Genomic DNA, 23,593 nt, shown 5'->3' with positions numbered 1-23,593 from the left:
GTAGGCAAAGCTCACTAACGCCATGATATTTATTTAAACTAATACCCTGCAGCATGACCATCTTTACGACTCTCAGATGCACCGCGGTAAACGCCAGTTTCTGCATTAAAGCCAATCGCTTGATAACCACCAAAATCCCCTAAAGCATCACGCAATATATGCCCTTTTTTAATGAGCTCACGGCGCGTTTCAACGGGAAAGCCTGACTCTAGGCTCACATAACCGCCATCGGTCATCACCTCGCCAGTAGGCTCAGTAGAACCGCTATGTAAAATCCGAGGCGCATCGCCCGCTTCTTGTAGGTTCATTTTAAAATCAATGAGATTCATTAAAATTTGTGCATGCATTTGCGGCTGCGTTGCACCGCCCATGACCCCAAAACTAAGCCAAGGCTTACCTGCTTTAGTCACAAACGCGGGAATAATCGTTTGAAAAGGTCGCTTACCTGGCGCATAGGTATTGAAACGTCCCTCAGTTAAATCAAACATTTGCCCACGATCCTGCAACACAAAACCCAGATCGGCCGGCGTCATTCCCGAGCCCATACCACGGTAATTACTCTGGATAAGTGACACCATATTGCCGTCTTTATCTGCCGTTGTGAGGTAAACCGTATCCCCGTGCTGTAGGGCAGGATTACCTGCATCAACACTTTTGGCGGCTTTATTCGTGTCAATTAATTTAGCGCGCTCATAGTTGTAGTGTTGTGATATCAACTCGGTAACAGGGACGTTATTAAAGGCCATATCGGCATAAAATTTAGCTCTGTCGGCAAAAGCCAGTTTTTTAGCCTCTACAAATAAATGCACATATTCAGGGCTGTTAAAGCCCATAGCAGCGACATCAAAGGGTTCCATGGTTTTTAAAATTTGCAGTGCGGCAATGCCTTGTCCATTGGGCGGTAATTCCCACACATCATAACCACGATAATTGACCGAAACAGGCTCAACCCATTCGCTGGTATGACTGGCTAAATCTTCATAGCTTAAATAGCCCCCTTGGGACGCCATATATTTATCAATACTTTTAGCGATATCACCTTTATAAAATGCATCACGCCCACCCTTAGCAATTTTCTCATAGGTGTTTGCTAGGGCGGGGTTTTTAAAGATTTCACCTACCGCAGGTATCTTACCCGTTGGCATATAGGTTTCTTTAAACCCTGGGAATTTAGCCAGTTTTTTAGCACTGCTATCAAGATAATAAGCAATCAGCTCAGAGACCGGAAAACCATTGCGGGCGTAACCAATCGCGGGGGCAAGATTATCCGCCATCGGTAATTTGCCAAACTTATTATGCAACTCATACCAACCATCAACCGCGCCGGGAACCGACACAGGCAAAGGGCCAAGTGGCGGTAAATAGTCTAGCCCAAGGGATTTAAGCTTTTCTAAGCTCAATGACTTTGGACTACGGCCTGAAGCATTAAGACCATAAAGACGCTTATCTTTCGCGCTCCAAACGATGGCAAATAAATCACCACCTACACCCGAGCCTGTGGGCTCAACCAAGCCTAACATGGCATTAGCGGCAATCGCGGCATCTACCGCACTGCCACCTTGCTTGAGTATATCAATCGCGACTTGAGTTGCTAATGGCTGGCTCGTCGCCGCCATTCCATGTGTTGCATACACTTCTGAGCGGGTTGCAAAGGCTTTACCCGTAATTCTATCCATGGCCATAACTCCTGCAGACGATACCGCGGTTGCAACAATAACGAGGGTATAAATTGAATTTATTATTTTTAACATAACACCTCCTAAATAAGAGAGTTAACGTAACAAGGCTGAGCAAAGATATCACCAAGCAATAGCACTTAAACTCAAGTTAAACGTAAGTAAAAATGTCTTACTCTCGCTCACGTATCCGATGCTGGAGTGCTCTATAGCCTTGCCTAACATAGGTTAAATTACTGCTGGGCTCTGCATTTTAAGCAAGTTTACGTATACAATAGCGCGATATTTTGAACCCTTAGCCACAGGATGCCCCATGCCTTGGATCCAACTCCGTGTAAATACCAATAGCGATGATGCTGAAACCATTAGTGATTTACTTATGGAAGCCGGCTCAGTCTCGATAACCTTCGAGGATGGTAAAGATACACCTATTTTTGAACCTAAACTGGGTGAAACCCCGCTATGGCGTGATACCGTTGTCGTGGCGTTATTTGATGCCGAAACCGATCTAACGCCAACCATCGCGATGCTGAAAACCTTGCCATTTCTCGGTGAAAACTTCAGCCACAAGGTAGAACAAATCGAAGATAAAGACTGGGTGCGCGAATGGATGGATAACTTTCATCCTATCCTCTTTGGCACACGTTTATGGATCTGCCCAAGCTGGCGCGAAATCCCAGATCCAACCGCAGTGAATGTGATCCTCGATCCCGGTCTTGCTTTCGGCACGGGCACACACCCCACCACAGCGCTGTGCTTAGAGTGGTTAGACAGCTTAGATTTACGTGATGAAGAAGTCATCGATTTTGGCTGCGGCTCTGGCATTTTAGCTGTAGCTGCGCTGAAGCTAGGCGCGAAAAAAGTTACCGGTATTGATATCGATTATCAAGCCATTGACGCCTCACGTGCTAATGCTGAGCGTAATGATGTCGCCGACAAGTTGGCACTCTACTTACCAGAAGATCAGCCCGCTGATCTTAAGGCCGATGTACTGGTGGCTAACATACTGGCAGGCCCACTGCGCGAATTGGCGCCTTTAATCGCCGAACGCGTTAAAAGTGGCGGTAAATTGGCCCTTTCTGGTCTACTAAAAGAACAAGCCCAAGAAGTCTCTGAATTTTATAGCCAATGGTTCGATATGGACGAAGCGGCTCACAAAGAAGATTGGAGTCGCTTGACAGGCACACGCAAATAGCGCTAAAGGGTGGCGCAACGTGCGCCACCGTTGACTTCTCACAATATAGCCTCTGACTTCTTGACGATTAAATGTCAAGAAATAAAATTGCCTCTAGGTCATTTATTGACCTTTGCATCGCCAACAAAAAGGGCTACTATAGCGCCCCTTTGAAGAGCAAGGTGAAACATAAAATGCAAATTGGACCCTATCAACTGAAAAATCAGCTGATCGTGGCACCAATGGCAGGTGTCACCGACCAAGCCTTCCGTAATCTTTGTCTTCGTTATGGCGCTGCCTTAGCGGTTTCCGAGATGCTTTCATCTAATCCTGAGGTTTGGGATACAGATAAAAGCCGCCAGCGCATGACGCATTCTGGTGAAGAAGGTATTCGCTCAGTGCAAATAGCCGGAGCCGATCCTGATTTAATGGCGCAAGCCGCGTTGTTCAATGTTGAACAAGGCGCTCACATCATTGATATCAACATGGGTTGTCCCGCAAAAAAAGTGAATAAAAAGCTGGCTGGCTCAGCGCTGATGCAAAACCCGCCGCTGGTAAAAGAAATTTTACAAGCCGTGGTCGCCGCAGTGAATGTGCCTGTCACGTTAAAGATTCGCACCGGTTGGGAGCCAGAACACAAGAATGGTGTTCAAATCGCCCAGATTGCAGAGAATTGTGGCATCGCTTCGCTCGCCGTTCACGGCCGCACGAGGCAATGTATGTACAGAGGCAATGCCGAGTACGACACCATTAAAGCAATCAAACAGAATGTCTCGATTCCTGTCGTCGCCAATGGGGATATCGACAGTCCGGAGAAAGCCCGCTTTGTGCTGGAATACACCGGTGCCGATGCCTTGATGATAGGACGGGGTGCTCAAGGACGGCCTTGGATTTTCAGAGAAATCCAGCACTACTTGGAAACGGGTAATAAGCTAGCGCCCATTGAGGTTGCCGAACAGCGTCAAGTGATGCTGGAACACCTCACCAAACTGTATGATTTGTATGGTGAATATAAGGGTATCCGCTTTGCCAGAAAACATATGGGATGGTACCTAGACCAAGAAGCTCAGCGCCAATTTAGGGCTGACTTTAATCGGCTGGAAACCACTGCAGAACAGTATTCCCTCGTGGAATGTTATTTTGATGAATTAGTACAGAATTAATAAAGAGCAGAATAGAATGTTTGATCAGACAACTAACACAGAAGTTCACCAGCTTACCGTTGGCAAAATTGAAACCGCAAACGGCACTATCAAGCCCCAGTTATTACGTGATGCGGTCAAACGTGCCGTAACTAACTTCTTCGCACAGTTGGACGGTCAGGAAGCACAAGAAGTTTATGAAATGGTATTAAGCGAAGTGGAAGCACCTCTGCTCGACATCATCATGCAACACACTCGTGGCAACCAAACCCGCGCAGCAAACATGCTAGGTATCAACCGTGGTACTCTGCGTAAAAAATTAAAGAAATACGGCATGAATTAATCCGTAAGGATTAAGCTGTTGTATTTAAAAAGAAAAAGCCTGAAGTTATTCAGGCTTTTTTACGATTGAATACGCGCATAGTTACACAACTATTTACACCGTCATCTACATCAGCAATGCCATACTCAATTACGCCATCAGCTATACCACCAATAACACTCACTAGATTAAGCTGTTATCTACGCCATCAAAATATCGCTGTTAAATACCACTTTACCGTGCCGCTTAAAAGAGGCCCATCAACTCATCTACAAATAGCGATTACCTTACGATTGCTACAACACCTAACTAATGGTGGCTAAATATCAAATTGCGACCTAATTAACACTTTTAGAGATAAAAATACGCTTTGCTTGCTTACTTATTAAGATGCAAATAACATGCATGTAAATAAATTGCCGTATTGGAGCGTTTCCATGTCATCTGCTAATGCATCATCTGAATTATTTGCCCATGAAGAATCATCTCAATCTTGGTTGGATAGAAAAGTCGGAGAGCTAGTCGTCGAAGATTTCCGTCGTGCCCATGTATTTAGTCAATTTGGTATCGATTTTTGTTGCGGCGGTGGCAAACTATTATCTGTCGCCTGTGAACGCGCTGGCGCTGATACAGGAGCGGTTGTGGCGGCATTAAACTCAGCATCCCTGGCTAACGGCAAAGAGGATGAATCGAATCATTTACCGCTTGCAGAGTTGATTGATTTTATCGAATCGACCCATCATCAATATATACGCGCCAAAGGGCCTTTATTGATTGAATACTCAGAAAAAATGGTAAGAGCTCACGGTAAAGAACATGACGAAATCATTCCTTTTGCAGGTTTAGTACGTGCGCTAGTTGAAGACTTAATGCCGCATTTAATGAAGGAAGAAAAAATATTATTTCCAGCCATTCGCTCACTCAGTCAAGGTGAGCAAGTGAATGGTTGTTTTGGGCATATCAGCAACCCAATTAATGCTATGCAACATGAGCATGAAGAAGCGGGGGCCATTTTGGAGCAGCTACACCAATTAACCAACGACTTTACGCCACCACCGCATGCTTGCACCACCTGGCGCGTTTGTTATGCGACACTTGCAGAATTTGAGGCTGACTTACACAGACATATCCATTTAGAAAGTAATATTTTATTCCCTAAAGCACTCGTTTTAGCACAATAAGATTGATAACGAAAAAGGGATAAGCACATAGTTGTGCTTATCCCTGTTCTTAACTTTAGATGATCACTAAAAAATAATGCGGATTTAGCCTGTAGATTTAATAATAACCTCAACAAGACTTATCGACACAACTCCCTCTAATTTATGACTCTAAAACATAGCCCTAATACATAAATAATGATATTTGAAGCGCTTAATGTAAAAAGAAAAAATACACTACTAAGAAAAAAGAACTGAGCGCTCCAATAACAACGGGGTAAATAAGATAGGCATCCTGCGACCTTGCTGCACGTATATAGCATAAATGCACAAGAAAATAGTTGTAGATAAACATCATTATTAAAACAATAACGCCATGACTAAAACGTAATGTATTTATATTAATAGAAACAACGGTAAGTAACAGCAAATTAAGCAGGATTAAATAAAGAAAGACTTTCTGCAGTTTATCTGAACCGTTACGATTAACAGATGAAGCCATTGCATGCCCCTATGTTTTCGCCCGTAATTTAATCGCATCAACCAGCCGTTGGATGTCAATATTGTTATCTGATATCCAGCGCAGGGTGAGATTATGCTTTGTAAATTCTGTTAACATTTAGCTATTTTGTTCTTAAGTCGACTTAATGCGAGATTATTGATTGATATAAATCATCCATAATCGAATGAAATTCGTTCGACTGGATAGGTTTGTTAACCAATTTAACAATGTATAATCCGGCCCTGCTTCAGCTCCAAGCTGGGAGTCGTTGCCGTTTACCGACATTATCGAAGTCAGATTAGGCTATAGATTGGTGCACTTAGTTGAAAAAACTAAAGGAGCTGAATTACAAAAACGCCTGACAGGGATCAGGCGCACACTCTCAGAGCAAGTTGGTTTTTTATTATCAGAAGTCAGAGTACGCGATAACTTAGCGTTAGCACCACATGCATATCAAATAAATTTTATGGGAACTCAAGTCGCAATTGCCGAGCTCGAGCCTGACCTTTTATTAGCGATAAAAAGTGGCCCTGTATATGGCAAAATTGATGGTATTTTAACTAAAGAACCCGCTTACCAAATGGATGCCATTTGGATAGCACCAGATTTAAAAGCAAAGGCACTCAACTTAGGTTATTCCGTCGTCGATAATGCCACGATTATTGCTACTCATGTCAGTAAACTGCTACGAGAATCATTGCCAGAATTATTGCAACATGATGATATTATGCAACTCACTGACAGGTTAAGTAAGCAGGCGCCTAAGCTTGCAGAATCACTCAGTACAAGTTTAACAACAATACAGTTACTTAAAGTTTTCCGTCTGTTACTTAAAGAACAAGTACCGCTCAAAGATATACGCACTATAGCTACCACGCTATTGGAATGCAGTGAACAAACAAAAGATCCCGTCTTACTCGCTGCTGATGTCCGCTGTGCTTTACGCAACACCATATTGCATCAAATTGCCGGTAGCAGTTCGCAGTTAAACGTACTCACCCTGACTCCAGAGTTAGAGCAGACTTTAATGATTGCACTGAATCAATCACAACAGCAAGGCAAAGTCGCACTGGATAGCTTCCCCATCGAGCCGAATTTACTAGCACAACTGCAACAAAAAATGCCTCAGTTACTAGCCGAAACCAAAGAGAAGGGCTATAACCCAATCCTGCTAGTGTCGCCGCAGCTCAGACCTTTCCTAGCACGTTATGCACTCGCCTTCGCACGGGGACTCCATGTTTTATCCTATAATGAAGTCCCTGAAACAAAAGAACTGATGATTGCAGGACAACTCGGCTAGTCCACCGCTTTATTATCAGCATCTAATTAATAATTCGAGGCGCTAGGCGCCTCGAATTATTTGGCAGTGACCATAATAAACCTGAAGACAATGCATGAATTGTGTTATGTCATGCTTAACATCGATTTACTGTTGCCCATGACTGTATTTCAATAACCAGCTTTTGCCAGACCTGTGGATCCCTAAGTCTGGCCTTTCAATTATCGACGTGCTACAACAAGTCACGTGTCGCTGACGGATAAGCTGCCATGACATTTCAATCATTTGCACTCGATGATATCGACGATTTACATGAATCGGCCCAAGTAGAATTTAAGCTCGCCGGTGGCCGTGACGGACAAGGTCAATTGCCCGAAGATATTTGGGCAACCTATAGTTCCTTTGCCAACACGCTAGGTGGCGAGATTATCTTAGGTGTACGTGAAGAACATGGCCATTTCAGTATTGAAGGTATACCGAATCCCCTGCCCGTTTTGCAGGAGTTTTGGGAAATACTCGATAACCCTAGCCGCACCAGTCACAATATCTTGGCAATTTCGGATGTACAGATTATTGAAATTATGAATAAAAAGCTTATTCGTATCCGTATACCGCTGGCGCCAGAACAGCTAAAACCAATTTATGTGGGCGGGGATCCCTATACGGGAAGCTATTTTAGGGTAGGAGATGCCGACATGCATGCAAGTCGTCGGCAGGTCAATCTAATGCAACGCCGCGCCCATCTTTGCATGAAACAACTCAAGGCGCGTTAACTTACCGCTCTACAACCTGACTAATCCTATTATAAGTATAAGTATAAGCCTGCGATAGCCTTACAATCAGCCTCACAATCCTGCTAATAAATAGCCCCCCATGGCGGCAATCGCTGCGCCCGTGACACGCATTAAGTTGCGTTGCCCTGTCATCTTTTGCATCCCAAGACCTATCATTACGCCACCTAAATGGATAACCGCTGTACCAAATAAAAAACCTAAGGCGTACAGGACTGGACTTGCCAATTCCGGTATTTCTGCGCCGTGGGCATGGCCGTGAAAAATCGCAAATACCCCTACAAAAGTCATAGCAAATAACAGCGGGATTTGACGGTCAAAAGCGATAGCAAGCCCAAGCAGCAACACTGATAAAGCGATACCTATTTCAACGAAGGGAACGGCAACTGCGTATAAACCTAATATTCCACCAAACAACATAAAAACGACAAAGGCGAGTGGCACAGTCCAAATAGCGCGACCACCAAGCTGGGTACTCAACATACCCACACTCAACATCGCTAACAGATGATCAAACCCCAAAACAGGATGATTAAACCCTGACATGAAGCCGCCGCCTGAATGAATTTCATGGGCCGACACCGGCGCAATCCCACATAAGCTGAGCAGTAATAACAAACCAATACGCGCCATAAAATAGCCTTAGTCAGTGACTTTAGTGATTGATACCACGCTATCTGAAAATATAGTGTCAGATCGCTTATGGGCTTCAATTAAAGCTTAACTTTAGTGTAAATATGGTGGTAAAACCTTGATCTCAATCACCCTTAGATCAGTAAAGATGCAGGTTGAAAATGTACACTGAACTATTGTCACACTGAACTATTTTGCATCAATTGCTAGCACTTTTGCCAAAGCATCAAGGGAGGTAATTTCTAAATGTGGTAATAGAGTTGCGATAGGTAACGAATCGTTTCGGCCAAAACTGGGGTTCAACCATACAGATTGACACCCAGCAAGCCGCGCGCCACGAACATCGGCATTCATGTTATCGCCCACATGGAGTAAATGCTGCGGCGCAATATTTAACCGCAAACAAGCCAACTCGAACATGTCCTTAGCGGGTTTCATTTGCACGCCACTACCAGGGTGAAGCACAAATTCAAAAGCATCGCCTAAACCAATCCGCTCGGCATCCACATTACCATTAGTGATGCCGACTAATCTAAAATGCCCTGACAAGTGTTTGAGTAATAACAGCACTTCATCAGATATTCGAAAATTACTGCGATGAAAATAAAAACACGCTAATCCTTGCTCAGCGCCGCGCTCAGCCTCCATAGCCGAATAACCTAATTGAATGAGGCCGCAGCGCAGCGTGGCCAAACGGGCTGCGCTAGTGTCGTGGGCAAGTTCGCGATGTTGCTGCAGGAGTTGTTGTTTTAGACTGCGCCAATCATGGGGTTGCCATGCCTGCGATAAAGGAAACACCTGTTGTAAAAATATCGCCAGCTCAGCTTCAGCATTTAGAATATGCGGTAGATTGTCGTATAAGGTGTCATCGAGATCGAAACTGATCGCTTGAATATGTTGGGGTCTAAGATAGCAACGCATTATTTATCCTGTGGTTTTTTCGCTCGAGGATGGGCGTTATCATACACATTAGCTAAGTGTTGGAAATCCAAACTGGTATAGATTTGTGTGGTCGCTAGGTTGGCATGGCCCAATAATTCTTGCACCGCCCGCAGATCGGCGCTCGCTTCTAACATGTGAGTGGCAAAGGAATGACGCAGTTTATGTGGATGAACTCGTACCGATAATGCCTGTTCTTGTCCCCATTTTGCCATTCGTGCCTGAATACTGCGATGGGATAAACGCTTACCTTTTTCAGTCACAAATAAGGCGTTATCTTCGCAGGGGATTTGCTTTCGACAATTAAGCCAAGCCTGTAGAGCATCAATCGCCAAGCGCCCGACTGGGACGATACGCTCTTTATTACCTTTACCTAAAACTCGCATTTCTTTCACGTCGTATTGCACGCTGGATATATTAAGCGCCGCAAGCTCTGCCAAACGCAGGCCACTGGAATAAAACAACTCCATCATGGCTTTATCCCGCAGACTTAGGGGATCTGTGCCTTCAATGTCCAGCAAATGGGTAATGGCATCGATATCGATATTCTTCGGCAGCGGTTTGGCTTGTTTCGGCGCACTTAGACCTTTGGCAGGATTAAGCTCAATGACACCTTCGCGCAGTAGAAACTCACCCCATTGCTTTACCGCAGATAAACACAGAGAAAGGGATCGTGGGCTTAAACCTTGGCGATGTAATTTGGCTAATACTTGCTGCCAATGCTCACGGCTCACATTAAGTAGATGCACACTTTCAGGTAAAAGTGCACTGCCACGATTGAGCTCATATAGGTAATTACGCACTGTATAGGCAGACAACTGCTTCTCAGTACTCAAATAGCGTTCAAAGGTTTGTAACCATTGAGTATTAAGCGCCAACACTTCGCCTGTTTGCGTACTCATCTCGGTTTCCTCATCGGTTTACTGTAAAAACTAAGGGAGTAAATGCCACCCCATTGCTTTTACAGCTTAGCAAGCATATGCGCCAGTAAACGCTGCAATTGTTCCAGTAGCATGTTATCCATATCTGGGTGAAAATGGGTTGCATCTTGGCTGGCAATCGCAAAAATGACTGGGGTATCTTCGGACAATTTAGTCAGTGCCACCGAGCCCACTTCACTACCAAATAAACGTTTAGCTTCTTGCTGTGTTAAGCGACCAAAATAGTGACCTTTATGCAGCCTTTGATCCCATATTGCCTTCATATCGGCATCAAGAACGCTGATTAAACGCACATGACTAAAGTTAAACTGCATTTTCAAACTATCGGCTAAGACTTCCTTGAGTGAGATTAAATCAGCACAGTTCAGTAACTTAAATGATAACTCGGTATTGAATTGATAAATTTTTTCGTTACGCGTCGCCATCGTTAATAGGCTAGTGATCTCTTCTTCTAATTGGCTCACCCGCTGGCGCAGCATTTCTTGGCGACGTTCTACTAAGGATATCGCGCCACGCTCCATATGAGGTAAACGCATTGCTAGTAGCAGTTCAGGGTAACGATTAAAAAAGCTAGGATTATCGAGTAGATACTCACGAATTATCAACTCATCGAAGGGCACATTAGTCTGCGGCATCAAAGGCTCGGTCATAACTGAATTTGTCCATCGTAAACGTGCTGTGCAGGACCCGTCATCCACAAAGGCTTACCTTCACCTTCCCAGTTAATACTTAACGTGCCGCCGGGTAAATCTACCTGTACTTGTTTCCCTAACTTGCCTTGTATTTGGCCGACAACCACAGCAGCGCACGCACCTGTACCACAAGCTAAGGTTTCAGCCGCACCGCGTTCATACACCCGCAGTTTAATATGACCTGAGTTTACCACTTGCATAAAGCCTACATTAACCCCGCGCGGAAAGCGTTCATGTTTGGTCAACATAGCGCCAATTTCAGCGACAGGAGCGCTGGTCACATCTTCAACATCGAGCACACAATGTGGATTACCCATCGACACTACACCACATAAAAAGGTTTGTAGCGGTGTTTGCAGTAGGTAGGTTTTTTCGGGTTTCTTGGCTTTAAAAGGAATTTGACTCGGCTCGAGAATTGGCACACCCATATTTACGGTAACCGTTCCATCACGCTCCAAACGCAATGTCATTTTGCCAGATGAGGTGCTAACACGAATTTTATTCTTATTTGTCAGCCCCTTATTACGTACAAAACGCGCAAAACAACGCGCACCATTGCCACATTGCTCAACTTCACTGCCGTCAGCATTAAAAATACGATAATGAAAATCTAAATCAGGATCATAGGGCGGCTCAACTAAAAGAAGTTGGTCAAAACCGATGCCAAAGTTACGATCGGCTAGACGGCGGATTTGCTCTGGCGAAAAAAACACGTTTTGTGTGATCCCATCAACCACCATAAAATCATTGCCAAGACCGTGCATCTTAGTGAATTGGATCAAGATACTTATCCTTTAAGCCAAGGCGCGGCTCATAAATGATGAATCCAAGCGCCTGAATCAATATATTTTTCTAGTTTACGGCAGGAGCTGCTCACCTTGCCACAGTTGCGATAACTTTTCTCGCTCACGCACAAGGTAAGCCTGCTCACCATCGACCATAATCTCGGCCGCACGAGGGCGCGTATTGTAGTTAGATGCCATTGCAAAACCATAGGCACCACTGGAGCGTACAGCAAGCAAATCACCGGCCGCTAACGCAAGTTGGCGATCTTTACCTAAAAAGTCACCGGTTTCGCACACTGGGCCAACGATATCAAAATCATAGGCTTGTGAGCTTCTTGGCACTACGGGAATAATTTTTTGCCATGCACTGTAAAGCGCTGGACGGATTAAGTCATTCATCGCGCCATCGACAATCGCAAAACGCTTATCACTGTTTTCTTTAAGGTAAAGCACTTGAGTGACAAAAATCCCCGCGTTAGCGGCAATTGCGCGCCCCGGTTCAAAAATCAGTTTAAGTTGGCGGCTGCCTAAACGCTTAAGTAGAGCCGCGGCATACACATCAGGGTGCGGCGGGGTTTCATCATCATAAGTCACCCCTAAACCGCCACCGACATCGAAATGCTCAATAACAATACCTTGCTCTGCCAAGCGATCGATTAATGCCAGCATACGATCCATCGCATCAAGGAATGGTTGGATTTCAGTCAATTGCGAGCCGATATGGCAATCTACACCTTTAATATGTAGATGAGGTAAAACACGGGCACGGGCGAAAACGATTTCCGCCTCGTCCATAGCAATACCGAATTTGTTTTCTTTAAGACCAGTCGAAATATAAGGATGAGTTCCAGCGTCGACATCTGGATTTATCCGCAGTGATACAGGGGCAACTTTACCCAAACGGCCCGCAACCTGATTTAACTGCTCAAGCTCGGCGCTTGATTCAACGTTAAAACAGTAAATGCCCAGATTAAGTGCTTGCTCCATTTCAGCAACGGTTTTACCCACACCAGAGAACACCACTTTAGCCGGATCGCCACCGGCTTCGATGACGCGAGCGAGTTCACCGCCGGACACAATATCAAAACCACTGCCTAAACGTGCTAATACATTCAGTACCGCAAGGTTAGCGTTAGCTTTAACTGCATAGCAAATAAGATGTGGATGGTCTGCCACTGCATTATTAAAAGCATGCCAATGGCGCTCAAGGGTTGCGCGCGAATAGATATACAGTGGTGTGCCATAAGTTTGAGCTAATTCAGTAACCTGACAGCCTTCGGCATACAAGGTATTATCTTGGTAGAGAAAGTGATCCAATGTCTGATTCCTTACTGCGCGTTATCGCTGCAATGGTAATTGTTATTGTTGGTTTTTTTGTACTTCGATGGATCTAATTTCGGTCTTGATTTCTTCTGCCTCAGACGCCGCTTTAGACGCCTCGACGCTTTTAGGCTGACTAACCTCAGTGGCTGGTGAGCGATAAAGAGGGCCTTTCTGACCACATGCCGTAATAAATAGGCTACCAAGCAATAACAATAAAAACAGTCTCATTTTTCTCAACATCTGTGCATCTGATGGCTAATAGCCTTATAATCGCATCCATCTTGACGAAAGCAAAGGACAGAAATGCATGGCCATGACAGATACAGAATTTCACCAGCTCGCTGATGACATGTTCCAAGCGATAGAAAATGCGATTGAAACTGCGATTGATGAGCAAGATGCCGATGTCGATATCGATGCCAGTGGCAACGTATTACAATTAGAGTTTGTTGATGGCTCAAAAATTGTTATCAACAAGCAAGAACCTTTGCACGAGATTTGGTTAGCCACACGTTTTGGTGGGTACCACTTTGGTTTTGTAGAGGGTAAGTGGATTGACGGGCGTAGTGGCAACGAATTTATGCCATTCGTACAAGACTCTATCCAGCGCCAAGGTGGAATTAAACTCAGTTTTTAATTCAAACTGTGTATTGCGCAAAACAAAATGGGAGCTAAGGCTCCCATTGTTTATTTCCCATCACTTATTCTCAACCGACTGTATTTTCAACGCATCTAAAAGTAACGTTAAAATTCAGTATCTTGATCGGTAATGTCCATACCGAAAGGTGCCACGGTTAACTCGCCCATGACTCGTACTAAATGAAAAAACTGCGGAATATTAAACTGTGCACGTGAAGCATAGTGCTCGTCAAACACATAGTGATGACTCACTTTATTGACTAACTCGTCCATGTTGGATCCCGCCTGAACATAATGACTTAACTGGTTTTCTTCATCGAGAATAAATACGTCCAAGTTATCGGTTCGCTGGCGTAAAAAATACTGGATAGTACCTTTAGCGGCATAGTTTTGCACCACTTTAGGCATACTCGAAAAGGGATCATCGCCCAGCTCAGGGCGCGGCAGTTGCACTAAGTGACTACGAGATAACTGTTGATAAAAAGACTTAGCATCACTCAAGTCCTGATAGGCCATACCGAGTGGATTAAAAAAGATGCCATAACGGGTATGACGTATCTGCAGTGGCTGCACTAAGGTGCTCGATTGCTGCACTTGTTGGCACAGACGCACAGTTTGCCTCAGTAAAGTTTTGACGGCTAATTTAAGTTGCGGCCGTAATTTTTGCGAGCAGCTGATCACATCGATATCCACAGGCAAATTGGCACGTCTTAATCCAGGCGTGACAAAGGCTAACGCTTGCAGTACTGCGGTATCGCCTTCAAAGCGATGGCACTGCCACTCACCCCAACTGTTTAAACAAATCGCATCTAATGCACCGAGCATATTGGCTTTTTTACGTCCGAGTGAAAACACGTTCGCGTTCATCACATCGACCATCATTTCCTGTCCGAGCCATTCAATCGTGGGGTCGCAGTCTAAATTCAGCATAAAAATTAATTTACGGAAGTGCCAAGGCTTACATAAATCCAACTTTGACACGCGCCAATCGTGGCCAATAAAATTAAGCAGCCGTTTTGATGCTTCGGTAAGACGCCGCGATTTGGCTTTACTCTGACCAAACTCATGCCATTTGGTTTCAGGTGTAGAAACTCCGTTTAAACAGGCCCAAATCATCAAGGTTGATGGCGCCTTACCTTTACATATTGCCGATTCACCTAAAAGATTTTGTGGCTGTGGCCCTTGTCGATAAAGGTAGTACTCACGTACACGCGAGCTTGACACCATAGTGACTTCAGACTCAGCGACCGAAGCGCTCCACAGCAAATTAAGCTTGGCGATTTGATCTTCATCTTGGCTAAAATAGGTATGTAATTTTCGAGTCAGCATGCCGAGCTCTTCAATCCGCAAACCTTCATTTAATGCATGCGTCGATGCGAAACGCAGTAAGGTTTGGTAACTTGCCAATAATAGCTCGTTAAGCTGGTCGTTAAACCAATTGAGTTGACCACTGTGCCAATGCTCACAGTCGTCTAAAGTCGCAATTAAGCTATCGGGCCACTGCCAGTCCTGTACTAACTGTTTTAATTGAGCATAGCGCCAATCTTTCCCCTCTTGAACGCGGCTCAAATACAGACCACATTTCAGATAAAAACAGCGGCGTACAATCTCAAGTCGACGGGTATCATTTTGCTTAAGTAAATAGGCTTCAATGATCTCGTAAATAGAATAATAAGCATCATTCAATATCGAGAAATCTCCCGCTAAAGATCGCTGCCACAGGCGATCGCAAAGCAAGCTAGAATGTGGGTAATCGCTAGCATAAGCTTCAAGTAACAATACTTTAATCAAGGCTTTATGGGGTTTATCCAAACCTTTATAGAGCTGCCATAACGAAGCCCCAAAATACTCACTCGCGGGCAATTCGTGTACGTCACCTAAGGACAACAGTGCTGGATTGAGTTTTGCGTCTGGCCACCATGCAATCGTTTTACCCGCTAGCCGAATTTGGCTACGATAAAATTCTTCAAGTAATAACCAATGTTGAGCACTACCACTGTGTTCGTGGGCCATAGATGATTGACAGCCATGGATAGCTTGATCGCCACAAAACTGCTGCGGATGGACTAAGTAAAAATTAACCTCAAACTGATACTCGGCAAACCAAGCAGTCAACCTGTTGGTCTTAACTCTGATTAACGCTAAATCTTCAGCACACAAATCGGCACGGTGTATGAGCCAAACATCCACATCACTCTTATTGTTTTGGCCAAAACTACCGGTGCTCCCCATAGCATAAACGCCTTCAAACGCATTCACATCGGCCTCTTCAGTCATAAATGGCAGTGAAAATACGTCACAGGCTTGGGACTCTCGCTCATCAACAATATACTCATTAATGCCACAGGGAGTATTGGAGGCACTGTAACCGGGATACTTAACGCTATTGTGGTGAACGAGAAAGGGGATCAGATGAAATAAGTGCTTTTGCAGCGGGGGCAGCAATACTAAAGCACGCGCTATTCGCACTTTATTAAGCTTTTCGGCTATATCAGGAAATTGTATTTGCTGATCCATTCAAAAACACGGCGCATATGAAGAATGTTCTCATGTTAACACTTCTGTAAATTCGAGCAACCAAACGTGATCCTCATCACATTTACGTTTAACTCAGAACCTCGCAGACTTCAAAGAATCGACACTGCTTCCTTACATAAACGATGTGCCAATGTTAGCATTGGCGCAACTATGATCTTTGATGGAAACTCAAGCATGTCTCAAAATCACATTCGTATTGCTACTCGTAAGAGCCCGCTAGCCATGTGGCAAGCTGAATTTGTTAAAGCTGAATTAGAGCGTATTCACCCAGGTATTGTGGTTGAACTACTGCCCATGAGCACCAAAGGCGATGTCATGTTAGACACGCCATTAGCTAAAGTTGGCGGCAAAGGCTTATTTGTTAAAGAACTCGAAGTCGCTATATTAGAAGGCCAAGCTGATATCGCTGTGCATTCAATGAAAGATGTACCGGTCGAGTTTCCTGAAGGCTTAGGGCTTGAGATTATTTGCGAGCGCGAAGATCCACGCGATGCTTTTGTATCAAATTTATATAAATCCATCAGCGAATTACCACTAGGCGCAATCGTTGGTACTTCAAGTTTACGTCGCCAATGCCAATTACGTGCGGCGCGCCCTGATATTGTGATTAGAGATTTACGCGGCAACGTCGGTACGCGCTTAGCCAAGCTAGATAACGGCGAATACGATGCTATTATTCTTGCTGCTGCAGGACTTATTCGCCTCAAATTGTCAGCGAGAATTGCAAATTTCATTTCTCCAGAAGAATCATTACCCGCCAATGGCCAAGGTGCAGTCGGTATTGAATGCCGTACTAATGATGAGCGTGTTAAAGCCCTGCTGGCTCCATTAGAACATTTAGAAACGCGTTACCGCGTTATCGCCGAGCGTGCGATGAACACTCGCCTAGAAGGTGGCTGCCAAGTACCGATTGGCGCATTTGCTGAAATTGTGGGTGATGAAATGACGTTACGTGGCCTTGTTGGGAACCCTGATGGCAGCGAAATCATCGAAGGCGTGATCACCGGCCCCAAAACCGAATCAACGCAATTAGGTATTGCTCTTGCAGAAGAACTCTTAAGCAAAGGTGCAAAAAGCATACTCGACGCCGTTTACGCTAAAGCTTAAGCCGATGAAAGTCTTACTGACGCGTCCTGAAGGGCGCAATCAGTCTATGGTTGATGCCTTGAATGAACGAGGCATTGCCCACTGGGTCACACCTCTATTGTGTGTCCAAGCGATGCCCCCTATCGCAGCAAGTATCCCGCATCCACTGGCCAACGCCGATATGATTATCTGTATCAGCGCCAATGCGGTAACGTTTGCTGACGACGCTTTAACCGCTACAGATCCACAAACTCAAACATGGCCTCAAGCTCAATATTTTGCTGTTGGACACGCTACATGGGAAGCATTAGATAAACTCGGTATTGTAGCCCTTGAAGCCCCAGATGATTGTCAGCAGACCGAGGGATTACTCACACTCTCGCCGCTACAAGATATTAAAAATAAACAAATTATTATTATTCGGGGTGTTGGCGGCCGTGAAGCATTAGCCGAGCAATTAGTTGAGCGCGGCGCCAATGTTCGCTATTGGGAAGTGTATCAACGAGCTTGTCCACCGCTAGATGGACGACACATTGCCTTACAATGGCAGCACTGCGGGATAGACACTATTGTTATCACCAGCGGTGAAACTCTCGATAATCTGATTAATTTAGTGCCAAAAGAGTTATTTGCATGGCTGCGCGCATGTCATATCATAGTCCCAAGTCATCGAGTAGAAGCTCAAGCTCGCGCTTTTGGTATAACCCAAGTTACCAATGCTAGTGCAGCCAACAACAAAGCCGTGCTAAACGCCCTTAAACTCTAAGCGCTATTTAGCCCGATTTTACTCGAGTTTCGGCAGTAGCATGTTTTCAAGGACTGTTAAATGGATAACAATAAGCACGACGCAAAAAATACAGAATCAGAGGCTACTCCTGCTATTATTGCACCATCGATAATAACCGATGACACGCCCGCGACTTCAGCATCCTCCGCTGAAACTCAATCAAGTAAAGCCAAACCACAAAGCACTGCGCGCAAAACCACTGTCTCCACTAGAAGCTCATGGGCAATTCGTTTGGGGGTTTTATTAGCATTAGGCTTAACGGTATGCTGCCTTGGCGGCGGCTTTATGTTGTATCAACAGATGCAACAACAACTACTAACGCAGAATCAGAAAAATCTCGCCCTGCAAGAGCAACTACAGCAAGCACTGCTACAACCCAATCAACGTATTAGTCAGCTTGAGCAGCAACAGCTAAATGATGCTAAGACTTACCAAGAATTATCTAAGTTAACCGAAGAACAAAAGCAATTGCAGGATAGAATCAATAAACTCGCCCAGCGCAGTCCTACTCATTGGATGGCCTCAGAAGCCGAATATCTAGTAAATATGGCAGGTCGCAAACTATGGCTAGAGAAAGATCCCCGCACTGCCACTGATTTATTGAAATCAGCCGATGAAACCATCGCCGCGATGAACAACCCCGCGTTATTACCGATTCGTAAAGCACTGGCAAAAGATATCGCCGCCACGTCCAGCATAAAAACAACCGATATTGATGGTAGTGTGTTAGCTCTGGATACCTTAATTGAGCAACTCGATAAACTGCCACTTAATCGCACTGATGTAGAAGCCGATGCGCCGCAAGATACTGTGATTACCAGCGATTTAAATGATTGGCAAAGCAATTTAGGTAAAACCTGGAAAGCATTAACTGAAGACTTTATCACTATCCGCCATAAAACCGCTGATGCACCCGCCTTACTCGCACCAGAGCAACAGTGGTATTTAGTTGAAAATATTCGCCATAAACTATTGCAATGCCAACTTGCACTATATCGCTATGACAGAGCTTCGTATCACCAATCGCTTATGATGGCGCGTAAATGGATACAAGCCAACTTTGATATACAAGATCATAAAACGGTCGAAGCCATTGCCGAAATTGATAAATTAGCAACCTTAGAACTTGACCCTATAACCGTAAAATCCTTTGCCGCAAAACCTCTACTGTTACAGCTCACAAGTTATGGTGAACTCACCTCATTAGAGGGTGCGCCACTATGATTAAGATATTAATGTTGTTACTCATAGTGCTGATCGGTTTATGCATCAGCCCTTGGTTGGTCGGCAATACTGGGTATGTGTACATTGCGGCAGGTGATTATCAGATTGAAACCAGTTTAGTCTTTGGCATCATTGCTTTAATTATATTTTATGCTGTATTTCAAATACTGGAATGGATAGTAATTACTGCCATTAACCTAATGTTACGTAGCCGTTTTATCCCGCACCACTGGCGCCGACGTTCCGCTAAAAAACATACATTAATGGGCGCATTAGCACTGGCTGAAGAAGATTGGCCAGCAGCAGAGCGAGCGATGATCAAAGGCGCTGACAACGGCGAGCTACCTGCACTGAATTTACTTGCTGCGGCACGGGCTGCACAGTATCAACAAAAAATAGCCGAGCGTGACCAATATCTTAATCGCGCAGCAGCACAACCACTGGCAGCAAACGCGGTTACAACCACACGCACTCGGTATCTTTTAAAACAAGGGGAATTAACCTTAGCCCGCGTCGAGCTCGACAAGTTATCTCCTACAAGTAAAAGCAAAGCCCCAGTACTTAAACTTGCCCTTGAGCTACATCAAGCACAAGAAGATTGGGATGCGCTTAAACTATTGTTACCTATTTTGAAGAAACGCCAAATCCTTGATGATACTCAGCTGAATGAACTAAATATCGCCACTCACAGTGCTTTACTGCAAGCGGCAACCATTAAAGGTGAAGAAGCATTAGAACAATGTTGGCAATGGTTACCACGCAGCGAGCGTAATCAGTCTCAGTTTCTAGCGATTTATGCTATGGGTTTGTGTCGCTTTAATCGTAAAGATCAAGCCATGAAACTGCTCTCGAAAAAGTTACGCAGCTCTCCAGAACCCACATTGCTACAAGCTATCCCCGAAATTACAACAGCTCAAGATACCGAGATCCGTAAAGAGTTACTGAAATATGAAGTGACTCATGAGAATAATGCAGACTACCAGACCTGCCTAGCCAAGCTATATCAGCAAACCAGGGACATGAAAGAAGCAAAAATCTGCTGGCAAAATGTTTGTCGACTAGAACCGACTAAAGCCTCTTGGTTAGCCTTAGCTAGGATTCAAGAACAGTTAGGCGAGCAAAGTAACGCTAATCAAAGTTATCGTCAGGCTGCTAATCTATAACTCTATTCAATCCATCGATAAACGATGCCGTGATTTCTAAATAATGAGTCACGGCATCATGACTAACAACTCAGCAACGCCATATTCCCTGAAAATCCCACCTATTTGCTAATAAAAAACTATTTTTACAATTTACTAATCTCTAATTTAAGATTAATTTGTTATATATATGTTTTTTTATAGAAACCAAAGACACTAAATACAGCCCACTCTGCAAATTTAACCACTATATCTAGTTACACATCTAAATTTTGACACTATCGTACGTTTATCTTGCTCAAGCCCATTAAAACTAACCAGCGCAGCTGTGTCAATAAATTGACATCCGTCGTTCCATTAGCTAATATTTCGCCAATTGTATCGCGATCCAACACATCTGTTGGATTAATACTTTATGGATTAACACACTTGGCTGTTGGGAGCTTACTATGGGATCGGTAATTACATCAAAAAAAGGTTTGCTTAAGCTGGTAAATGGGCAAATTGATATCGAAGTTGATGGTTCAAAGCAACCCGCTAAGGATGGCGAACAACTCCCTAAAGGTGCTGTGCTCAATATAGGCGAAAACGCAACCTATGAGATCACCTTCGACGATGGCACTAAGCTATCTAACGAGGTTGAACCGAATACAACAGCTGCGGTTGCTCCCACGGCAAATAATGACGCTGCTTTTGATGAAATCCAAGCGTTACAAGATCTTATCGCATCAGGCGAAGATCCAACCAAAAACCTACCAGAGACCGCCGCAGGAAACACACCCGGTCGTGACGGTAACTCAGGCTATGTCACTTTAGCCCGTGGTGGTAGTGAGATAATAGCAAGCTCAGGCTACTCAACGTCAGGCCAATCATTCGCAGCGACAGTTATCAATACACCAGAACAAACAATCGCCACCGACTCTCCCTCAATCCTTAACAATGACAGTAATATTGTCGACGAAGATACTATTGCTTCTGGCAACGTTCTCGATAACGACAGTGATGTAGATTCAATTTTAAGCGTCGTTAGTTTCGAAATAAATGGAACAACCTACGCGGCTGGTACAGAAGTCGCCCTCGAAAGCGGCTCCTTAGTATTAAATGCTGATGGCTCGTACACTTTCACACCTAATGAAAACTGGAATGGCCAAGTCCCAGTCATTACCTACACCACTAATACTGGTGCAAGTACGACGTTAACGATTAATATCACACCTGTCGACGATCCTTCCATCATTACAAATGACAGTACCACAGTTGCAGAAGACACTGTAGCAACAGGCAACGTGCTTGATAATGACAGTGATGTAGACTCAACCTTAAGTGTTGTGAGTTTCGAAGTCGGCGGTACCACCTATGCATCAGGAACAGAAGTCGCGCTCGAAGGCGGTATTCTGGTTCTTAATACAGACGGATCTTATACTTTCACGCCAAATGAAAACTGGAATGGCCAAGTACCAGTCATTACTTACACAACCAATACTGGCTCTTCAGCAACATTAACCATCAATGTCACACCAGTCGCCGATGGGGGACCTAGTGTCACTATCAATACTGATACAAACAATGATGGTTTTATCAGTAACGAAGAGCTAGCTGGCAATACTGAAGTCAATGTCACTATTGGCTTAGATGGCACAGGTGCAAATGTAGGCGATACGCTGACTGTTAATGGTGTTGACTACACACTGACTCAGGAAGATATCAACAATGGCTTTGTGAATCTCAACCTTCTAGCTCCCGGTGAAGGCGAAACGATTACAGTTGTAGCGACGATCACAGACAGTGCCGGTAACACATCTCCTGAAGGCAGTGATTCAGCACTACTCGATACGACTGCGCCAACAATTACTGTTGATGCACCTGATGAAACCCAAGATACTACACCAACGATCACAGGTTCGACTGATGCACCGCCAGGTAGCACTATTACGATTGTTGTCACCGACAGCACAGGTGCAGAGCAGACTCTCACCACCACAGTAAACCCTGATGGTACCTATTCTGTCGATGTCATTAGCCCACTCGCCGAAGGCCCTATTACAGCAACAGCGACAGTTACAGATCCTGCAGGTAATACTGGCACAGCCACCGATGACGGTAATGTGGATATCACAGCACCTAATATTACTGTAGATGCACCCGATAATACACAAGATACCACCCCAACTATTACTGGTTCGTCAAATGCAACGCCAGGTAGCGCAATTACGATTGTTGTCACAGATAACACAGGTGCAGAACAGACATTAACAACGACTGTTAATGAAGATGGCACCTACGCAGTAGACGTCACAACCCCTCTGGCTGAAGGTGATTATACCGCTGTAGCAACAGTGAAAGATCCAGCTGGTAATACAGGTAAAGCCACTGATAATGGCAATGTAGACACCCAAATTGACCAAGATGGCGACGGCAACACCGTGGCGATCACCAGCATTACCGATGACACTGGCGCCTCGGGCAGCGACTTCATCACCAATGACAACACCTTAGTGTTCAACGGCACGGTCGATTTAGGCGACAACAGCACCTTGGCCGTCACCATCAATGGCGTGGTGTACACCACCGCCAACGGCTTAGTGATTGATGTCAGTGGCAACTGGAGCATCGACTTAACTGACAGCGAGCTGGCTGACGGCACTTACCCTGTCAGCGCCACCGTCACCGACTTGGCCGGCAACAGCAAAACAGTCACCCAAGACGTGGTGATTGATACCGCAGCGCCCAGCGCCACCATTACGGTGGACAACATCACCAGCGATGACGTCCTCAATGCCCAAGAAGCGGCTGGCGATGTCACCGTCACCGGTACCGT

At 44.8% G+C, this 23,593-nt stretch carries 20 protein-coding genes and 1 pseudogene; 12 read left to right on the top strand and 9 right to left on the bottom strand.

Annotation, left to right across the window (positions count from 1 at the left end):
* Positions 1–38 precede the first annotated feature (38 nt).
* Positions 39–1,751: a gamma-glutamyltransferase gene (gene ggt, locus L2717_RS09065; protein ID WP_220773809.1), complete on the bottom strand. Its 1,713-nt coding sequence runs from the start codon at positions 1,749–1,751 to the stop codon at positions 39–41.
* Positions 1,752–1,989: 238 nt separating this feature from the next.
* On the opposite strand from ggt, the gene prmA reads away from it, so the two are divergent.
* The 6 genes and pseudogenes from prmA (at position 1,990) to L2717_RS09035 (ending at position 8,028) form a co-directional block, all read left to right on the top strand.
* Complete coding sequence (prmA, locus tag L2717_RS09060) at positions 1,990–2,871, top strand: 50S ribosomal protein L11 methyltransferase (RefSeq protein ID WP_115406812.1); 882 nt, start codon at positions 1,990–1,992, stop codon at positions 2,869–2,871.
* Between the two features lie 173 nt (positions 2,872–3,044).
* The gene (gene dusB, locus L2717_RS09055; RefSeq protein WP_076498907.1) at positions 3,045–4,013 is read left to right on the top strand and encodes a tRNA dihydrouridine synthase DusB; all 969 of its coding nucleotides are present in this window, start codon (positions 3,045–3,047) and stop codon (positions 4,011–4,013) included.
* A gap of 16 nt (positions 4,014–4,029) precedes the next feature.
* Complete coding sequence (fis, locus tag L2717_RS09050) at positions 4,030–4,335, top strand: DNA-binding transcriptional regulator Fis (protein ID WP_006083371.1); 306 nt, start codon at positions 4,030–4,032, stop codon at positions 4,333–4,335.
* A gap of 416 nt (positions 4,336–4,751) precedes the next feature.
* Positions 4,752–5,495 (top strand): iron-sulfur cluster repair di-iron protein, encoded by a 744-nt coding sequence (ric, locus tag L2717_RS09045; protein ID WP_107883917.1) that lies wholly within the window; start codon positions 4,752–4,754, stop codon positions 5,493–5,495.
* Between the two features lie 728 nt (positions 5,496–6,223).
* A pseudogene (locus L2717_RS09040) lies at positions 6,224–7,276 on the top strand (FHIPEP family type III secretion protein); the annotation flags it as partial.
* Positions 7,277–7,524: 248 nt separating this feature from the next.
* Positions 7,525–8,028 (top strand): AlbA family DNA-binding domain-containing protein, encoded by a 504-nt coding sequence (locus L2717_RS09035; RefSeq protein WP_107883950.1) that lies wholly within the window; start codon positions 7,525–7,527, stop codon positions 8,026–8,028.
* Between the two features lie 72 nt (positions 8,029–8,100).
* Here the strand turns inward: L2717_RS09035 and L2717_RS09030 are convergent, their stop codons facing one another.
* The 7 genes from L2717_RS09030 to lptM all read right to left on the bottom strand — a co-directional run bounded on the left by L2717_RS09030 (position 8,101) and on the right by lptM (position 13,587).
* Positions 8,101–8,679 (bottom strand): HupE/UreJ family protein, encoded by a 579-nt coding sequence (locus L2717_RS09030; protein WP_076499014.1) that lies wholly within the window; start codon positions 8,677–8,679, stop codon positions 8,101–8,103.
* 189 nt (positions 8,680–8,868) lie between these two features.
* The gene (locus tag L2717_RS09025) at positions 8,869–9,600 is read right to left on the bottom strand and encodes an HAD-IA family hydrolase (RefSeq protein WP_220772204.1); all 732 of its coding nucleotides are present in this window, start codon (positions 9,598–9,600) and stop codon (positions 8,869–8,871) included.
* The gene (gene xerC, locus L2717_RS09020; RefSeq protein WP_220772202.1) at positions 9,600–10,520 is read right to left on the bottom strand and encodes a tyrosine recombinase XerC; all 921 of its coding nucleotides are present in this window, start codon (positions 10,518–10,520) and stop codon (positions 9,600–9,602) included. Before xerC ends, L2717_RS09025 begins: the two co-directional genes overlap by 1 nt.
* Positions 10,521–10,579: 59 nt before the next feature.
* Complete coding sequence (locus L2717_RS09015) at positions 10,580–11,209, bottom strand: DUF484 family protein (protein ID WP_076499023.1); 630 nt, start codon at positions 11,207–11,209, stop codon at positions 10,580–10,582.
* Positions 11,206–12,033, bottom strand: a complete 828-nt coding sequence (gene dapF, locus L2717_RS09010) for a diaminopimelate epimerase (RefSeq protein ID WP_107883959.1) — start codon at positions 12,031–12,033, stop codon at positions 11,206–11,208. Before dapF ends, L2717_RS09015 begins: the two co-directional genes overlap by 4 nt.
* A 75-nt stretch (positions 12,034–12,108) precedes the next feature.
* Positions 12,109–13,353 (bottom strand): diaminopimelate decarboxylase, encoded by a 1,245-nt coding sequence (lysA, locus tag L2717_RS09005; RefSeq protein ID WP_076499029.1) that lies wholly within the window; start codon positions 13,351–13,353, stop codon positions 12,109–12,111.
* A gap of 42 nt (positions 13,354–13,395) precedes the next feature.
* Positions 13,396–13,587, bottom strand: a complete 192-nt coding sequence (gene lptM / locus L2717_RS09000; protein WP_248938033.1) for an LPS translocon maturation chaperone LptM — start codon at positions 13,585–13,587, stop codon at positions 13,396–13,398.
* Positions 13,588–13,666: 79 nt separating this feature from the next.
* Here lptM and cyaY point away from each other — a divergent pair, with 79 nt between their 5' ends.
* Positions 13,667–13,996 (top strand): iron donor protein CyaY, encoded by a 330-nt coding sequence (cyaY, locus tag L2717_RS08995; RefSeq protein WP_076499034.1) that lies wholly within the window; start codon positions 13,667–13,669, stop codon positions 13,994–13,996.
* Between the two features lie 107 nt (positions 13,997–14,103).
* On the opposite strand, the gene L2717_RS08990 is transcribed toward cyaY, so the two are convergent.
* Complete coding sequence (locus tag L2717_RS08990; RefSeq protein ID WP_220772201.1) at positions 14,104–16,515, bottom strand: class I adenylate cyclase; 2,412 nt, start codon at positions 16,513–16,515, stop codon at positions 14,104–14,106.
* 195 nt (positions 16,516–16,710) lie between these two features.
* Here L2717_RS08990 and hemC point away from each other — a divergent pair, with 195 nt between their 5' ends.
* From hemC to L2717_RS08965, 5 genes are all read left to right on the top strand, one after another.
* Positions 16,711–17,643 carry a hydroxymethylbilane synthase gene (hemC, locus tag L2717_RS08985; RefSeq protein ID WP_076499039.1) on the top strand — a complete coding sequence of 311 codons (933 nt, stop codon included), beginning with the start codon at positions 16,711–16,713 and terminating at the stop codon, positions 17,641–17,643.
* Positions 17,644–17,647: 4 nt separating this feature from the next.
* Complete coding sequence (locus L2717_RS08980; RefSeq protein ID WP_220772199.1) at positions 17,648–18,388, top strand: uroporphyrinogen-III synthase; 741 nt, start codon at positions 17,648–17,650, stop codon at positions 18,386–18,388.
* A gap of 60 nt (positions 18,389–18,448) precedes the next feature.
* Positions 18,449–19,633 (top strand): uroporphyrinogen-III C-methyltransferase, encoded by a 1,185-nt coding sequence (locus tag L2717_RS08975; RefSeq protein WP_220772197.1) that lies wholly within the window; start codon positions 18,449–18,451, stop codon positions 19,631–19,633.
* Entirely contained in the window at positions 19,630–20,796 is a 1,167-nt protein-coding gene (locus L2717_RS08970) for a heme biosynthesis HemY N-terminal domain-containing protein (RefSeq protein ID WP_220772195.1), read from the top strand. Before L2717_RS08975 ends, L2717_RS08970 begins: the two co-directional genes overlap by 4 nt.
* A 428-nt stretch (positions 20,797–21,224) precedes the next feature.
* Positions 21,225–23,593: retention module-containing protein (locus tag L2717_RS08965; RefSeq protein WP_248938032.1), on the top strand; the 2,369-nt coding region annotated here is incomplete at its 3' end.

It is taken from the genome of Shewanella glacialipiscicola, from assembly GCF_023283485.1.
Classification (GTDB): domain Bacteria; phylum Pseudomonadota; class Gammaproteobacteria; order Enterobacterales; family Shewanellaceae; genus Shewanella; species Shewanella glacialipiscicola.
This window is presented reverse-complemented; position numbering and strand designations above follow the sequence as displayed.

What these genes read in the sequence shown, in the direction of transcription:
- ggt (WP_220773809.1), bottom strand. Translation starts at nt 1,751, where the DNA reads ATGTTAAAAATAATAAATTCAATTTATACCCTCGTTATTGTTGCAACC.
- prmA (WP_115406812.1), top strand. Translation starts at nt 1,990, where the DNA reads ATGCCTTGGATCCAACTCCGTGTAAATACCAATAGCGATGATGCTGAA.
- dusB (WP_076498907.1), top strand. Translation starts at nt 3,045, where the DNA reads ATGCAAATTGGACCCTATCAACTGAAAAATCAGCTGATCGTGGCACCA.
- fis (WP_006083371.1), top strand. Translation starts at nt 4,030, where the DNA reads ATGTTTGATCAGACAACTAACACAGAAGTTCACCAGCTTACCGTTGGC.
- ric (WP_107883917.1), top strand. Translation starts at nt 4,752, where the DNA reads ATGTCATCTGCTAATGCATCATCTGAATTATTTGCCCATGAAGAATCA.
- L2717_RS09035 (WP_107883950.1), top strand. Translation starts at nt 7,525, where the DNA reads ATGACATTTCAATCATTTGCACTCGATGATATCGACGATTTACATGAA.
- L2717_RS09030 (WP_076499014.1), bottom strand. Translation starts at nt 8,679, where the DNA reads ATGGCGCGTATTGGTTTGTTATTACTGCTCAGCTTATGTGGGATTGCG.
- L2717_RS09025 (WP_220772204.1), bottom strand. Translation starts at nt 9,600, where the DNA reads ATGCGTTGCTATCTTAGACCCCAACATATTCAAGCGATCAGTTTCGAT.
- xerC (WP_220772202.1), bottom strand. Translation starts at nt 10,520, where the DNA reads ATGAGTACGCAAACAGGCGAAGTGTTGGCGCTTAATACTCAATGGTTA.
- L2717_RS09015 (WP_076499023.1), bottom strand. Translation starts at nt 11,209, where the DNA reads ATGACCGAGCCTTTGATGCCGCAGACTAATGTGCCCTTCGATGAGTTG.
- lptM (WP_248938033.1), bottom strand. Translation starts at nt 13,587, where the DNA reads ATGAGACTGTTTTTATTGTTATTGCTTGGTAGCCTATTTATTACGGCA.
- cyaY (WP_076499034.1), top strand. Translation starts at nt 13,667, where the DNA reads ATGGCCATGACAGATACAGAATTTCACCAGCTCGCTGATGACATGTTC.
- L2717_RS08990 (WP_220772201.1), bottom strand. Translation starts at nt 16,515, where the DNA reads ATGGATCAGCAAATACAATTTCCTGATATAGCCGAAAAGCTTAATAAA.
- hemC (WP_076499039.1), top strand. Translation starts at nt 16,711, where the DNA reads ATGTCTCAAAATCACATTCGTATTGCTACTCGTAAGAGCCCGCTAGCC.
- L2717_RS08980 (WP_220772199.1), top strand. Translation starts at nt 17,648, where the DNA reads ATGAAAGTCTTACTGACGCGTCCTGAAGGGCGCAATCAGTCTATGGTT.
- L2717_RS08975 (WP_220772197.1), top strand. Translation starts at nt 18,449, where the DNA reads ATGGATAACAATAAGCACGACGCAAAAAATACAGAATCAGAGGCTACT.
- L2717_RS08970 (WP_220772195.1), top strand. Translation starts at nt 19,630, where the DNA reads ATGATTAAGATATTAATGTTGTTACTCATAGTGCTGATCGGTTTATGC.